Raw genomic sequence first — 14,577 nt, forward strand, 5'->3', positions numbered from 1 at the left:
CTGTCCAGGTGACTGTAACCGCTGCCCACGCAGAGCAGGTGCGGCAGGAAGTTGATCCCACCGCACCTGACCCCGAGTCGCCGCTCTAGTTCATGTCGTTCGCAATGATGTTCTCGATATTCCGTTCGGCCAGAGCGGTGATGGTGACAAACGGATTGACTCCGACATTGCCCGGAACGAGGGATCCGTCCATGACATACAGTCCCGGGTACTCCGGCAGACGACCGTAACCGTCGGTCGCCTTGCCAAGCACACAACCGCCGAGGGGGTGGTACGTCAACTGGTCGCCCCACGTCTGCACCGGACCGAAGAGGTCGGTCCGGTAGATCGTGCCTTCCTTCTTGTTGATCTTGTCGAAGAGTTTCTTCGCCATGTCGATCGACGGCTGGTTCTGCGAGCGCTGCCAATTCAAACCGACTTTGCCTGTTGCCGAATTGAATTGGAACTGAGCACGTTGCGGATTCTTGGCAATCGCCAAGTACAGGCTGACCCACAGTTCGGTACCGGCTGGGAAGGGCGCGATTTCCGCGAACACAGGAGCGGATGTGTCAGCCCAGTTGTCGATACCCATCACGGGGATCGCCGACTGCTTCGCGCCGGTGGCGTCCCACATGTGATTGGCGCGACCCACCATCACGTTGCCGTTGTGCCCCCATTCCTGCCCAACCGCACCCGGCAAATTCGCCAGCTGCCCTTGTGCTTTCATCGCGACCAGGAGCTTACTGGTACCGATACTGCCGGCCGCGAAGAAGACCTTGTCCGCGGTCACCGTCTTGGTGCCGACGGTGTTGCCCTGCTCGTTGATCTGGTTCATCACCACTTGATATCCACCACCGGTCGCGGCCGGCGCAACCGAGGTCACGACGTGCAGCGCCGAGATCGTGAGCTTGCCGGTGGCGGATGCCGCCGCGAGGTACGTCTTGTCCAGAGACTTCTTTCCCGCGTTGTTGCCGTAGATGACCTCACTCACCAGGGCAGACTTGGTGACCTGACCAGCAGCTTCCTGCTTCATGTAGTTGAAGTCGTAAACATTCGGCACGAATGTTGTTGTGTAACCGGATCTCTCAGCGGTCTTTCGCCCGGTTCGTGCGAACTTGTAGTACTCGGTCGACTCGAACCAGGCCGGGTCGATGTTGTTGACTCCGAGCGCAGCGTTGGCCCGCGGGAAGTACGTCGAGTACATCTCGTTGGAATCGACCCCGGGCAGGATCTCTTCGAAGTAGTTGCGCTTGGGTGTGACGGCCATGCCGCCGTTGACCAGCGACCCGCCGCCGACCCCTCGGCCTTGGTAGACCTTGATCCCGCCGAAGTCCTCGGCGTCGAGAACGCCGACGTAGCGGCTGATGTTCTTGTCCACCGAGCCGCCGGAGAAGTGTGAAACCGGTTGAACTGTACGGTCTCTGAGCCAGAAGGAACGTCCGTCCGGTGAGAGCATCGGGCAGAAGACCTTGCCGTCGGACCCCGGTGTGGTCCACGACTTCCCCATCTCGACCATGTGTGTGTCGATGCCGGCCTGCGTCAGCCGAAGTGCCGCAACGGCTCCGCCGTACCCGCTGCCGATCACGAGCGCAGGGACACGGTCTCCGTCGCTCAATGCTCGCCTGGGCGCAGCGGCGGCCGTAGTCCACGAGGACGAGAGCGCAGCGGCGCCCACAGCTAATCCTGTTGCTGCCAAGAAGTTTCTACGCGAGAGCGTGGAATTGGTACGTGCGTGCCGTTCGTTGGATCCAGCGCGAATGCTCAAGTGTGCCCTTCTCTTTCCGTGACCCCCGCGCTGAGATATACCGGGAGAAACCGAACGAGAAGTCCATACTCGTGGGTAACTTCGAGGAACCGTTGATTTTCCATGAAAAGGGCCGATGAACAGAAAGTTCACCGGCCCTCCGAAAGAACGAGTCAGGGAAGAGAGATGCGCCCTTCGACGGCGCCGAGTCCGATGTCCGTGCGGAAATGACCGCCGGGAAGCTTGACGTCGGCGATCTTTGCGTAGGCGTCGTCACGCGCTTCGGTCAGATCCTTGCCCACTCCGACAACACTCAGCACACGCCCGCCGGCCGAGACGACGGCTCCGTCTTCACGCTTTTTGGTACCGGCATGCAGGACTCCGTCGGCGTCGGCTCCGGTGATCACGTCGCCGGTGCGGGGGGTCGCCGGGTAGTTCTCGGCAGCAATCACGACCGTGACAGCGGAACCGTCGCGCCACTGCAACGGACCGACCGAATCGAGTGTTCCAGTCGATGCCGCATTGAGTAGACCGCCCAGCGGCGTTTCGAGGAGAGCAAGCACGGCCTGAGTTTCGGGGTCACCGAATCGGCAGTTGAATTCGACGACGGCCGGGCCGTCGACACCGATCGCGAGACCCGCGTAGAGAAGGCCGGAGAAACTGCTACCGCGTGCGACCAACTCGGCAGCGACGGGCTTGACGACGTCGTCGACGATCTGCGTGACCATCTCGTCGGGCAGCCACGGCAAGGGTGTGTACGCGCCCATGCCGCCGGTGTTGGGTCCGGAGTCTCCGTCGCCGACGCGCTTGTGGTCCTGAGCCGGGAGCAGTGGGATCACAGTTTCACCGTCGACGAGGCAGAAGAGCGAAACTTCGGGACCGTCGAGGAAGGATTCGAGAAGAACCGGGTGCCCGGTCTCGAGCAGTTCAGCGGCATGATCGCGCGCGGCGAGACGATCCGTCGTGACGACTACGCCCTTGCCCGCGGCCAGCCCGTCATCCTTGACCACCCAGTTGGGACCGAAGCGGTCGAGTGCTTCGTCGAGCTTGGCCGGATTGTCGACGATCTCGCTGTGAGCGGTCTTGACGCCGGCGACAGCCATCACGTCCTTGGCGAAAGCCTTCGATCCCTCGATCCGGGCGGCGTCGGCCGAAGGCCCGAAGCAGGCGATACCTGCTGCGCGCACCGCGTCTGCAACACCGAGAACCAGCGGAACCTCGGGTCCGATGACGACGAGGTCGGCTTCGACCTTCTGGGCCAGCGCGGTAACCGCGTCACCAGAAGCGACGTCGACGGGGTGCTGCTCGGCGATTTTTGCGATCCCGGCATTGCCAGGCGCGCAGATCAGGGCCGTGACACCTGGATCGCGAGCAAGAGAGAGAAGGAGGGCATGTTCACGGGCTCCGGAGCCGATTACTAGTACGCGCACGGGGAACAGACTACGGCCTGCGATAACAGCGCTCTCGGAGTGCCACTGACGGGGCCAAGGTCCCAGCGTTCGGCCTTTGTGCGAAATATCCGTTTCGAGATGAGATCATATGAATACCTGAATAGGTGAACAGATGTTTTCGGACACCTGTCCACCAAGGAAAGGACACCCGTGAAACTCCATAAACCAGGCGTTCTGACGCTCACCGCAACCGCCGCAATCGGCGCACTTCTGATCACGTCGTGCAGTAGCCCGACTGGCACCGACTCCTCGGGCAACAACGACGGCCTGGTCTTGGCCGACGGCTACGAACTGGGCGGTTACAACCCGGTCGCAGGGTTCGGCGCTGCCGGTGAGGCCAAGATGTACGACGGTCTCGTCCGGCTCACTGGAGGCACCGGTATGCCGGGATTCGAGCCATCTCTGGCCGCGGAGATGCCCACGGCCAACGCCGACGCGACAGTCTGGACGGTCAAACTCCGCGACGGGGTCACCTTCTCCGACGGGTCGACCTTCGACGCCGCCGACGTGGTTGCCACGTACAAGGCGATCCTCGATCCCGCTTCCGCCTCCGAAGCGCGGTCGTCGTACGACATGATCAGCGACGTCGTGGCCGTCGACGACAGCACAGTCGAGTTCCGCCTCGCCTACTCGTATGCCCCGCTGCTGACGAAGATGCTGATCGGCATGGTTCCATCGGAATCCCTCGTGACACCCGGGCTTGCCGCCGAATCGCCGTTGAACACCGCACCGGTTGGTACGGGTCCGTACACACTCGTCGACCTCTCACCGGATCGAGCGGTCTTCGAGGCGAACGAGAACTACTGGGACGGTGCGCCGGAGATCAAGAAGCTCACTCTCCTCTACGTTCCTGACGACAACACCCGCGCCCAACGTATGGTGTCCGGCGAGATCGACGGAACCAATCTCCCTCCACTGCTTGCCAATACGTTCTCAGGCAAGGACAACATGTCCGTGACGGCCCATCAGTCAGCAGACTGGCGCGGACTCTCACTCCCGACGAACAATCCCGTGGCAGGCGACAAAGCCGTGCGGATGGCGCTCAACCTCGCCGCCAATCGCCAGTCGATGATCGACAACGTCCTGGGCGGACACGGCCGCGTCGCCGCCACTCCGATCCCCGAGGTCTACGGCGATTCGTACAACCCGAACGCAACCTTCGCCTACGACCCGACCCAGGCCGAGCGAATACTCACCGAAGCGGGCTGGATCGAAGGTGCCGACGGAATCCGTTCGAAAGACGGTCAGCGGGCACAGTTCACGATCATGTACAACTCCGTCGACACCGTTCGACGCGATCTCGCTCAGGCATTTGCCTCCGACGCTCTCGCTGTCGGCATCGAGGTGGACCTCGAAGCACTCTCCTGGGACCGCATAGACCCTCGCATCAACCAGGATTCGACGCTTCTCGGTGGCGGCGACGAACCTTTCGACCCCGACACACAGGCGTACGACGCGCTGAACTCGAAGTACATCGCGCCCGGGGTCGGCAGCATCTACGACAACGCCAGCGACTACTCCAATCCAGCAGTCGACGCAGGCTTGGAAGTAGGACGCCGCAGCCTGGATCAGGCAACGCGTGATGCCGCGTATCGCGACGTACAGCAGGCGTACGTCGAAGATCCCGGGTTTGTCATCCTCGTGTTCCTCGACCATACGTACGTGTCGAAGGATTCCGACTGGCAGATGTCCGGACCGGTACTCGAACCACACTCACACGGTGTGACCTGGGGTCCATGGTGGTCACTGCAGACGTGGGCCCGAGGGCAATGACAGCGGTCGACGTTCGGCCAGACGCGGGGCCGACACGGGGCCACCGTGACAACTCCCGCCGAAAGGCCATCCTCACGATGGCCGGTCGGCGGGTGTTGTTCATCGTGCCGGTCATCGCCGTGGTGTCCGCGGGACTCTTTGCCGCCGCCGCGATCTCACCGTTCGATCCACTGGTCGGCTACCTCGGCACGCGATACATGACGACAAGCGACGCAGACAAAGCGTTGATCGCCGATCAGATGGGTTTCGACAACCCCTGGTACAGCACGTACTGGAATTGGCTCCAGGGTGTGTTCACCGGCGATCTCGGGATCTCCAGATCGTTCAATCAGCCTGTTTCCCAAGTCATCTTCGAACGTCTGCCATGGACCTTGCTGCTGGTCGGGATCTCACTCCTCATCGCGATTCTCGCCTCGCTGACACTCGGTGTTCTCGCCGGAATCCGCAGTGGAGGATTCCTGGACAAGACCGTGTCCGGGCTGAGCGTCGTGGTCCAAGGACTTCCGCCGTTTGTCTTGTCGCTGGGTGCCATCGCGCTCTTCGCGTTGACTCTCGGCTGGCTCCCGGTCGCCGGACTGACCGACGGGGGCGCCGATCCCACACCGGGACAGGTGATCCGGCACTTGGTCCTACCGGTGACGGTGCTCGCCATTTCGCAAATGCCGTGGCTCCTACTTGCCGTCCGAGAGTCCGTCGTGGGTTCGAAAAGTGAGGGATTTGTCGCCGGCGCGGTAGCACGCGGTATCCCGACGCCGACCATCACGAAGCGCCACATACTGCCCACATCACTGGCACCTTTCGTCAACATCGTCGGCGTGCGGTTGCCCGAGCTGATAGTCGGGGCAGTGCTGGTGGAAGAGGTGTTCAGTTGGCCGGGGATCGCCGGCGCCATCGTGTCGTCTGCGCGAGACCTAGACATGGCACTGCTCGCGTTCCTCACCGTCGGTACGACATTGACGGTCATGCTCGGCTCACTGCTTGCCGACGTGCTGGTTGCAGTGCTCGACCCGAGAGTAGGTACCGATGGCTGAACGACGCTTCAAGATCGCCCTCGGCGTGCTGATCCTCGTTGCGCTGTACGCGGCGTTGGTCCCATGGTTGGCCGACGTCGACGACCGAGTCACAGACTTCTCGGCGGCTCGCCTGGCTCCGTCGTTCGATCACCCGTTCGGAACCGACTCGGCGGGCCGAGATCTATTCGTGCGCATAGCTGCAGGCATCAGAACCTCACTTCTGATCGCACTCGCCTGCGCGCTGCTCGCCACGGTGATCGGCGTCGCCGTCGGCACTACGGCCGGACTGGTCGGCGGCTGGGTGGACAGGTTCGTCATGCGCGGCACCGATGCCGTCAACGCACTCCCCCACCTGTTGCTCGGCATCGTCATCGTCGCGATGTTCCGTGGAAGCATTGCCGCCATCGTGCTTTCGATCGCACTGACCCACTGGACCCAAGTGGCCCGGATCATCCGCTCAGAGATCTTGAGTCTGCGCGAGCGTCCCTACATCGACGCCGCCATTCTCGCGGGAGCAAGTCGACGTCACGTGATCATGCGCCGCCTCGTGCCGGCGACCGCGCCACAGGCCTTGATCGCAGTCGTTCTCCTGCTGCCCCATGCCGTCTGGCACGAATCAACATTGTCCTTCCTGGGTTTCGGTCTTCCCCCGCACAAACCCAGTCTCGGGACGCTCCTTGAAGAGGCACGCAGTTCTCTACTCCTCGGCGGTTGGTGGACGCTTGCATTCCCCGCCGCAGTCCTCGTGATCGCCACCGTCGCTGTTGCAGTTGCCGGTTCGGCCCTGCGGTCGATGCTCACGCCCCCTCGACCTTCGGAGCTACGACTGTGAAACGCGGCCTACGCATCAAATCCCTCACCGTCAGGATCCCTTTGCCCGGAGGATCCGTAGTCCACGCTGCGAGCGACATCGACCTCGACGTTCCAGCCGGCACGGTGACCGCACTTGTCGGGGAATCCGGGTGTGGCAAGTCGATCATCGCCACCTCGGTCATGAACATGTTGCCGCCGAATGCTTCTCGAACCGGAACGGTCACCGTCGATACAGCGGACCTCGAGATCGACGTCTTCTCCGGCACCGCGTTCCGTGGGCGGCACGTGGCTCTCGTTCCACAATCCGCCGCAACACATCTCACCCCCGTCCGGACTGCGCGATCGCAGCTACAGGAGACGATCGACGCACTCGGCAGCGACCACACTTGCGACGCCTTGGCACTTCGCGTCGGACTCGAACCGTCGGCCCTGGACTGTTACCCGCACGAACTGTCGGGCGGCATGGCGCAACGCGTTGCCATTGCCGGTGCGCTGGCCGGGAATCCATCGGTGATCGTCGCAGACGAACCCACCGCCAACCTCGACCGCGAACTCACCGACCACGTCATGGGATTACTTCGAGAGTGCGCTGACTCCGGGGCGGCTGTCCTGCTCATCACCCATGACCTTGCATCACTCACCCGCAGCGATGTCGCGGATCGACTTGCCGTCATGTACGCATCACGCATCATGGAAACCGGTCCGGCGGCTCTGGTGTTCCAAGATCCGCTTCACGACTACACCCGAGACCTGCTCGGCGCCTTGCCATCCCGAGGCTTGAATCCCATGCCCGGATCACCACCGCAACTCACCGATCTCCCCGACGACTGCGTCTATCACCTACGACGCCCGGAGTCGAAACAATCCGGTGGCCCGACCGAACTGGTCACACTGGGTGACCGCACGTACCGAACGCTGCGGAAGGTGGGCTGACATGAGTTTGCAAGCTCTGGGAATTACCAGCGGTTACCACCGGAACCGACCGGTGCTCGAGAACGTCTCGCTCGAAATTCCGCCGGGAAGGCTGATCGGCCTGACCGGGCCTTCTGGCACCGGAAAATCAACACTTGCAAGGATTCTCGCCTCGTTGGATGCACCGTGGTCAGGTGAGGTGCGAATCGACGGATCACCCGTCGTGGGTACCAAATTCTCGGTACCCGCGGCACTGCGCGGGACGGTGTCCATGCTGTTTCAGTCACCTCGCGCATCGACCGACCCTCGGCAGACGCTCGCCTCGATCATCGGTCAACCCGGCGATATTGCCGGTAGGACAATCGATGTGGTCGCACTGGCAGCAGAAGTGGGCCTCACTCCCGATCTCTTGTCCCGTAGACCCCACCAGGTGAGCGACGGCCAACTGCAGCGCGCCTGTCTAGCGAGATCGCTGGCGCAACAACCGAAATACCTCATCTGTGACGAGGTGACGGCGATGCTCGACGCCGCCACGACGGCCGCGCTCATTCGGTTGATCGAGAGTCGCGCCACCGAAACCGGCGTCGGCGTATTACTCATCAGCCATGATCGCGAATTGCTCGGCGCCTGCTGCGACGTGGTCCACGACCTCGACGGCATTCGCGCTTAGAGCGTGTTGCCAATCCTGATCCGGTAGTTCACGGGCGAGTGTTTAGGCGTTTTGCGTGATGCGATTTCGGATGAGGCGTGGGAGGTGATCGGTCCGTTGCTCCCGAAGGTGAAGGCGACCGGTCAACCGCCCGTAGATCGGCGCACGGTGTTCGAACCGACTGCGTGGCGGTTCCGGACGGGAGCGCGCTCCACCGACTCTCCTGCAACACTCGCAACTCTGCCTGGGATCTTCCTTGCCGCCTGCACCAACGAGGCGCTTACTGATCAAACGGCGCCGTGAACGACACTGGTTTGCCGGTGGCGCGCGCGTACGCGATCTCTCGGCGCGTGGACTCGCCAATGTATCCGCGTGGGTTGACGACCAGCACCCGATCAGCCAGGTCGATCTTGCGCAGGTGAAGCGCGTCGAGCAGCGTTTTCTGCTCGACAGAGATCGCCTCGTCTACTTCACCCGGCGCGACGACGATCACGCCTGCGAACGTCAGGTCGCGGTTCGCCTCCCGCATCTCTTCAGCGAATCGCACAGAGCCGCAAATACAGACAATCTCAGGTCGATCAGGCACGCTTCATTCTCTCATCGACCCGAGAACGCACGGCCATACCAGTCTCATCTGCCACCTCGGGCAACACACCCCAGCCCAACAAAATTGACCCTTGACTCGAACGCGTGTTCGAGTATTATTTTGGGTGGGGATCGGGGGATTCAATGAGTGTCTATCTGTCGGAAGTGGTTTCGGGTTCTGCGGTGGGGTTGCGCGGACGACTGTGGCAGCTGTCTGCTGCGGAGTTACGTACCGCTGCTATCGAGGCGAGTGCGGAGATTCTTCGTCTCGAAGCTGTGCGTGTGGCGGTGGTGGACGAACTCTCGATGCGGCCGGATGATCAGGTGATCGCCAGCCGCGGGGTGGGGTGCTGGTTGGCGGCAAACACGATGCTGCAAATCCGGGACGGGAAGAAGATCGCCGCCCTCGGTGCAGCGCTACGCCCGTTTCCGGCAGTGGCGGCCCGATTCGATGACGGGGACTGCTCCTTCGATCATGCCGTGTTGATCGTGGCGTTCTGCGAATCACCACCAAAGGGCATGCCTGACGAAGCGCTACCGAAGTGCATCGATTTGTTGTTGGCTGCCGCTTCCGGAGTGGAGGCGACGACCACGAAGGTGCGGAGTGTTATCGCGACCTTGGAGCGAATCTTCGAGTCCGATGAGATTCCACCCGCCGAGGATGTGGATCGGAACGAGTTGCGGATCGCGTCGACGTTGAATGGTCGGGTGGTGGTGCGCGGCGATTTCGACGCTCTCACCGGTGAAATGCTGCTCTCCGCCCTGTCGAATCTGACGATGCCCACCCCGGCACCGGATGGAACGCCGGATTCTCGGTCGGCGGCGAAACGCACGGCGGATGGGTTTACCGAACTGATTCGGCGTTATCTGGATTGCGCGAAGACCGGTTTCGATGGTGGGCAGCGTCCGCATGTGAACGTGCACATCAACGCGCGTGATCTGGCTGAGCATCGGGACTGCGCCGCCGCATCCTCGCCCGATGGTGGTGGAGTGGCTGTGTCGGATCTTGATGTCGGGCACATGCCCTGGCTCGGACCACTGTCCGTGTCGCAGACCAGGCTCCTCGGGTGTGATTGTTTCCTGTCCACTGTTCTGCTCGACGACCACGGCGCACCGCTCGATGCGAAACCCGGCAAGCGATTAGTGTCCGCCGAACAGCGAGTGGCCCTGATCGCCCGAGACAAAGGCTGCGCATTCCCCGGCTGCACATGCGTGCCCGCCTGGACCGACGCGCACCACATCCGGCACTGGGCCAACGGCGGCCCGACCGTGATGAACAACCTTGTCCTGCTGTGCCGTTCACATCATCGATTGATGCACCGAAAAGCCGGGTTCGTCGGGAAGTGGGTGATCCGCATCGGGGTTGACAACAAACCGTGGTTCATCCCACCACCCTCGATCGACGCCGGGCAGCACCCTCGGCCGGCGAACACCACCTTCAAAACCTGAGGACGAACCTCAGGCATATAACTTCACGCCAGGTCCGCATCGGGGGGAGCACCTCCGATGCGGACCTGGCGTGCGTTCATGTTGGTCAGCCCCCAACCGTCAAGTCGTAGAGGGTTACTCCGTCCACCGTTGTGGCGGTGAAGTTTTCGGTCACCCACGTCGAGATCGCGGTAGCGGTACCTTCGGCGTTCATACCGCCACCCATCCCACCGCCGGCGATGAAGAAGTGAATCTTGCCCTCTGACACGTACTGCTGGAACTGCGCGAGCGTCGGGGACGGATCACTCCCGTTGAACCCTCCGATAGCCATGACCGGTGACTGCGTCGCAAGCTGATAGCCCGATGCGCTGTTGGACCCGATTGCCGCGGCTACCCACGTGAACTGGTCGGAGTTCTCTTCGAGTGTGGACACGACCGCGGCTCCCGGTGTGCTGCCCTGAAGCAAACCACCGGCGGCGCCGCCGCCCATTGCGCCCCGCGTTCCGTCGGTGGTCGATGTGGTGGTACCCGGAGCTGTTGCACCACCGGGCGTCTGACCCATTCCGGCAGGGGGCGTTCCCGGCGTTCCGGTCCCTGCCCCGTCAGTCCGACGGTTACCGCCGTCAGCCATGCCGCCAAATCCTCCGAATCCTCCGCGGCCACCGCCGGGCCCGCCCATTCCACCTTCGACGCTCGGTCCGGCCGAAACTATGGAACCGGTATGCGGAGTGTTGATCGTGTCGATCGCGTACGCAGTCGGACCCGCCAGACCGGTGAAGATCGCCGCGAGGATCACTGCCACAGCCAATCGACCTCGCGTCACTGCAGGAATCAGCACTGCCACGGCAGTGACGATCCCGACGACCAGAATCGCCCAGTGAAGCCACGGTACGAACGAAGGCGAGCGTCCGAGCAGTACCCACGCCATTGCGACGGTTGCCGCCAACGACACTGCCAGAACGAGGCGAACCCAGAGGACGTCACGATGACGCCAAGCGAATACGGATCCTGAACCGATCAGTGCGGCGATCGCCGGCGCCAGCGCAACGGTGTAGTAAGCGTGGAAGATTCCCGCCATGAAACTGAAGGTCAATCCGGTCACCAACAGCCACAGTCCCCAGACGATGAATGACGCGCGCTGTGTGTCAGCGCGGGGAGCCCTGCCTCGCAGCACGATTCCAGCCACCAGAAGTATCAGTGCAGCAGGAATCAACCAGGCAATCTGTCCGCCCTGGGCAGATTCGAACAGTCGGGTAATGCCGGTACTCCCCCACATACCGCCACCGGCGCCACCACCTGGTGCCATGCCTCCCGCTGCCATACCGCCTGCGGCCTCGCCCATTCCGGGGAAGCCTCCCGCAGCAGCACCGGCCGCAGCATCACCAGCACCGCGCATTCCGCCGCCGCCGACGCTTCCGGTCTCGTTGCCGCTCAAGCGTCCGAGCCCGTTGTAGCCGAATGTCAGTTCGAGAATCGAATTGTTCTGCGAACCACCGATCCACGGACGTGAGTCGGCCGGCCACAGTTCGACGATTGCCAACCACCATCCGGCGGAGACGATCAGTCCGCCCAGTGCCGCGAACAGTTGGAGTACGCGCTTACCCAGTTTCGGCGGTCCGGCGATCAGATAGGTGAGCGCCAGCGGTGGAACTACCAACATGACCTGTAATTGCTTTGTCAGGAAACCGAATCCGCAGAAGATACCGACCAACACCAGCCAGCGGGTGCGACCGTCCTGCACGGCGCGCATCATCGCCCACACTGCTGCGATCATCAGGAGCACCAGCAGGGCATCCGGGTTGTTGAACCGGAACATCAGCGCCGCTACGGGTGTGAGCGCAAGTACCAAGCCGGCGAGGAGGCCGGCGGCCGCACCGAAATACCGTCGAACCGTTCCCCACAACAGCGCAACCGATCCGACCCCGAGGAGTGCCTGCGGCACCAACATCGCCCAGGAATTGAGTCCGAAGATGCGAACCGACAGCGACATCAACCATAGGGACATCGGCGGCTTGTCGACGGTGATCGAGTTGGCAGCATCCGACGAACCGAAGAAGAAGGCCTTCCACGACACCGAACCTGCCTGGACCGCAGCAGCATAGAACGAGTTGGCCCATCCGGACGCGCCCAGGCCCCAGATGTAGGCGACTCCGGTGCCCACCAACAACACTCCGAGCGCCCACGGTTCCCAGCGCACCTGACGCTGCGGTTCCGGCGCAGGCAGCGGCGCGGCGAGTGTCTCTGCAGTGGCGGTCATCGATTGGCTCCTACGGATTGTGCAGTGCGAAAAACCCAGCGCAGCCCGACGAATCGGCTCACTGTGGCAACAAGATTGGCAATGACGAGTACGGCAAGCTCCACGTGCTTGGACGCGTCGGGCGCCATGACGTCGAGAACGAACAACGATCCGCTGGTGAGCAGCAGACCGAACCCGAACACGAGCAGCCCCTGCATCTGGTGACGGGCGGATCCTTCCGACCCGCGGATCCCGAAGGTGAAAGCTCGATTGGCGGCGGTGTTGAATACCGCGGTCACCAGCAATGCGACGGCGTTGGCCCACTGCGCCCCCATTACCGAGTGCAGTGCGAGGTAGAGCAGTGCGTACGCGAGTGTCGAAATGACTCCCACCACGGCAAAGCGCGAGAGCTGCCCGACCATTCCTCGAGGGACTCCGGGAACCAGTGGTTCACGTCCGAAACTCGCCCTGAGCTCAGCCAAGGGAAGGGAACCGGTCGACAGTGCTCGCCCGACGCGGACCACACCTTTGAGGTCGGCAACTGCGGTGGCAATGATGTCCACCCGACTGTCCGGATCGTCCACCCAGTCGACGGGGACCTCGTGAATCCTCATGCCCGCTCGCTCGGCCAGCACAAGCAATTCGGTGTCGAAGAACCACCCGGTGTCCTCCACCAGCGGAAGTAGTTGCCGCGCAACATCGACTCGCATGGCTTTGAACCCGCACTGGGCGTCGGAGAAGCGAGCATGCAGTGCGCTTCGGAGGATGAGGTTGTAGCTACGTGAGATGAACTCACGCTTGGGGCCACGTACCACGCGCGACGAACGTGCCAACCGGGAACCGATGGCGATGTCCGAGTGGCCGGAGAGCAGCGGAGCAATCAACGGCATCAGGGCATTGAGATCGGTGGAGAGGTCGACGTCCATGTACGCGACCACGTCGGCATCGGAGTCGCTCCACACCTGCCGCAGTGCTCGACCACGGCCCTTCGCATCCAGGTGGACGACCCGGACGTCGTCGAATTCTTCGGCGAGGGAACGTGCGAGTGCCAACGTGCCGTCGACACTGGCGTTGTCCGCGATGGTAATTCGTGCAGAGAATGGCACCTGTGTGCGTAAATGCCGGCGCAGGCGCCGCACGCACGTCTCCAGGCCGGCCTCTTCGTTGTATACCGGGACGACCACGTCCAGCACTACAGTCGTCGCGGAAAGCTCCCCTGCGTCCGTGCTGCCCGCGGTCTGCATGGCTTCTGTCGTCATGCGTCCTAGATTTGTCGGGCCGGCTCCGACGAACCTGCGTCCAGCCTGGGAGTTTCCTGGCAACCGGACGCGGGCTAATCTCGGGGTATGCCTTCAGTCTTCAGCGCCATCATCAACGGAGATCTACCAGGACGTTTCGTGTGGGAGGACGACGACGTTGTCGCGTTCCTGACCATTGCGCCGGTAACGCAGGGCCACGTACTCGTGGTACCGCGAGCCGAGGTCGATCAGTGGCAGGACGTGGATCCTGAACTCTTTGCCAAGGTCACCGCGGTTGCCCGCACCCTGGGTCAGGCTGTGAGGAAGGCGTTCGACGCGCCTCGGGCGGGTCTCCTCATCGCAGGTCTGGAAGTTCCGCATCTTCACGTTCACGTCTTCCCCGCATACGACATGGGGAACTTCGACATCAGTGGCGCCGATACTTCGCCGTCACCCGAATCTCTCGACGAGGCGCAGACCAAACTCAAGTCGGCGCTACGCGACCTCGGCTTCGAGTCAACTGTCTCGACTCGTTGATCGCGTACCTTCGACCGAATTTCGCTGGCCGATAACTGGACTCCCCGCCGCAGCCTCCAACGGAGGTTGCGGCGGTCGCATTTGTCACTCCTACCGACCGTGACCTGCGATTGCACACCGAACAGTCCGTTTCGCGCTGTCGCGCGAGCACGAGATTCGCTGCTACCGTGGGGCGCTGGTCCGGGACCTAGGGCCCTAAAACTGGTTCACGTGTTAACA

13 protein-coding genes are annotated in these 14,577 nt (G+C 62.6%); 8 read left to right on the plus strand and 5 right to left on the minus strand.

The features are described from left to right. Positions 1-85: 85 nt before the first annotated feature. Positions 86-1,654, minus strand: coding sequence for a GMC oxidoreductase (locus ACKAMS_RS14300; RefSeq protein WP_020968539.1), 1,569 nt, complete (start codon positions 1,652-1,654; stop codon positions 86-88). A 242-nt stretch (positions 1,655-1,896) separates the two neighbouring features. Next, a complete protein-coding gene (gene purD / locus ACKAMS_RS14305) occupies positions 1,897-3,153 on the minus strand; it encodes a phosphoribosylamine--glycine ligase (protein WP_021333105.1) in 1,257 nt (418 codons plus the stop codon). Positions 3,154-3,324: 171 nt separating this feature from the next. Here purD and ACKAMS_RS14310 point away from each other — a divergent pair, with 171 nt between their 5' ends. From ACKAMS_RS14310 to ACKAMS_RS14335, 6 genes are read left to right on the plus strand one after another with little or no spacing between them, the layout of a single operon-like run. Next, positions 3,325-4,947 carry an ABC transporter substrate-binding protein gene (locus ACKAMS_RS14310; protein ID WP_021342970.1) on the plus strand — a complete coding sequence of 541 codons (1,623 nt, stop codon included), beginning with the start codon at positions 3,325-3,327 and terminating at the stop codon, positions 4,945-4,947. After that, the gene (locus ACKAMS_RS14315; RefSeq protein WP_408989194.1) at positions 4,944-5,978 is read left to right on the plus strand and encodes an ABC transporter permease; all 1,035 of its coding nucleotides are present in this window, start codon (positions 4,944-4,946) and stop codon (positions 5,976-5,978) included. The genes ACKAMS_RS14310 and ACKAMS_RS14315 overlap by 4 nt, the downstream gene beginning before the upstream one ends. Beyond that, complete coding sequence (locus ACKAMS_RS14320) at positions 5,971-6,792, plus strand: ABC transporter permease (RefSeq protein ID WP_408989167.1); 822 nt, start codon at positions 5,971-5,973, stop codon at positions 6,790-6,792. The genes ACKAMS_RS14315 and ACKAMS_RS14320 overlap by 8 nt, the downstream gene beginning before the upstream one ends. Further along, entirely contained in the window at positions 6,789-7,706 is a 918-nt protein-coding gene (locus tag ACKAMS_RS14325) for an ABC transporter ATP-binding protein (RefSeq protein ID WP_283567155.1), read from the plus strand. The genes ACKAMS_RS14320 and ACKAMS_RS14325 overlap by 4 nt, the downstream gene beginning before the upstream one ends. Position 7,707: 1 nt before the next feature. After that, positions 7,708-8,355, plus strand: coding sequence for an ABC transporter ATP-binding protein (locus tag ACKAMS_RS14330; protein ID WP_283567156.1), 648 nt, complete (start codon positions 7,708-7,710; stop codon positions 8,353-8,355). 51 nt (positions 8,356-8,406) lie between these two features. Then, a complete protein-coding gene (locus ACKAMS_RS14335; protein ID WP_080656729.1) occupies positions 8,407-8,637 on the plus strand; it encodes a transposase in 231 nt (76 codons plus the stop codon). Here the strand turns inward: ACKAMS_RS14335 and ACKAMS_RS14340 are convergent. Next, on the minus strand, positions 8,615-8,863 hold the full coding sequence (locus tag ACKAMS_RS14340; protein ID WP_225320279.1) for a hypothetical protein: 249 nt from the start codon (positions 8,861-8,863) through the stop codon (positions 8,615-8,617). The genes ACKAMS_RS14335 and ACKAMS_RS14340 overlap by 23 nt on opposite strands. A gap of 200 nt (positions 8,864-9,063) precedes the next feature. Between ACKAMS_RS14340 and ACKAMS_RS14345 the strand changes: the two genes are divergently transcribed. Next, a complete protein-coding gene (locus tag ACKAMS_RS14345; protein WP_408989168.1) occupies positions 9,064-10,368 on the plus strand; it encodes a DUF222 domain-containing protein in 1,305 nt (434 codons plus the stop codon). Positions 10,369-10,453: 85 nt separating this feature from the next. On the opposite strand, the gene ACKAMS_RS14350 is transcribed toward ACKAMS_RS14345, so the two are convergent. Continuing rightward, positions 10,454-12,604 (minus strand): glycosyltransferase family 39 protein, encoded by a 2,151-nt coding sequence (locus ACKAMS_RS14350; RefSeq protein WP_408989169.1) that lies wholly within the window; start codon positions 12,602-12,604, stop codon positions 10,454-10,456. Beyond that, a complete protein-coding gene (locus ACKAMS_RS14355; protein WP_408989170.1) occupies positions 12,601-13,842 on the minus strand; it encodes a glycosyltransferase in 1,242 nt (413 codons plus the stop codon). Before ACKAMS_RS14355 ends, ACKAMS_RS14350 begins: the two co-directional genes overlap by 4 nt. Positions 13,843-13,929: 87 nt before the next feature. Between ACKAMS_RS14355 and ACKAMS_RS14360 the strand changes: the two genes are divergently transcribed. After that, positions 13,930-14,358 carry an HIT family protein gene (locus ACKAMS_RS14360; RefSeq protein WP_021342963.1) on the plus strand — a complete coding sequence of 143 codons (429 nt, stop codon included), beginning with the start codon at positions 13,930-13,932 and terminating at the stop codon, positions 14,356-14,358. The last annotated feature ends 219 nt before the right edge of the window (positions 14,359-14,577 follow it).

Source organism: Rhodococcus sp. 5A-K4, assembly GCF_046097995.1.
GTDB lineage: Bacteria > Actinomycetota > Actinomycetes > Mycobacteriales > Mycobacteriaceae > Rhodococcus_F > Rhodococcus_F erythropolis.

Bases quoted from the DNA above. Each gene is read 5' to 3' on its own strand.
- ACKAMS_RS14360 (WP_021342963.1), top strand. From the start codon at position 13,930: ATGCCTTCAGTCTTCAGCGCCATCATCAACGGAGATCTACCAGGACGT.
- ACKAMS_RS14355 (WP_408989170.1), bottom strand. From the start codon at position 13,842: ATGACGACAGAAGCCATGCAGACCGCGGGCAGCACGGACGCAGGGGAG.
- ACKAMS_RS14320 (WP_408989167.1), top strand. From the start codon at position 5,971: ATGGCTGAACGACGCTTCAAGATCGCCCTCGGCGTGCTGATCCTCGTT.
- ACKAMS_RS14315 (WP_408989194.1), top strand. From the start codon at position 4,944: ATGACAGCGGTCGACGTTCGGCCAGACGCGGGGCCGACACGGGGCCAC.
- ACKAMS_RS14345 (WP_408989168.1), top strand. From the start codon at position 9,064: ATGAGTGTCTATCTGTCGGAAGTGGTTTCGGGTTCTGCGGTGGGGTTG.
- ACKAMS_RS14340 (WP_225320279.1), bottom strand. From the start codon at position 8,863: ATGCGGGAGGCGAACCGCGACCTGACGTTCGCAGGCGTGATCGTCGTC.
- ACKAMS_RS14330 (WP_283567156.1), top strand. From the start codon at position 7,708: ATGAGTTTGCAAGCTCTGGGAATTACCAGCGGTTACCACCGGAACCGA.
- ACKAMS_RS14350 (WP_408989169.1), bottom strand. From the start codon at position 12,604: ATGACCGCCACTGCAGAGACACTCGCCGCGCCGCTGCCTGCGCCGGAA.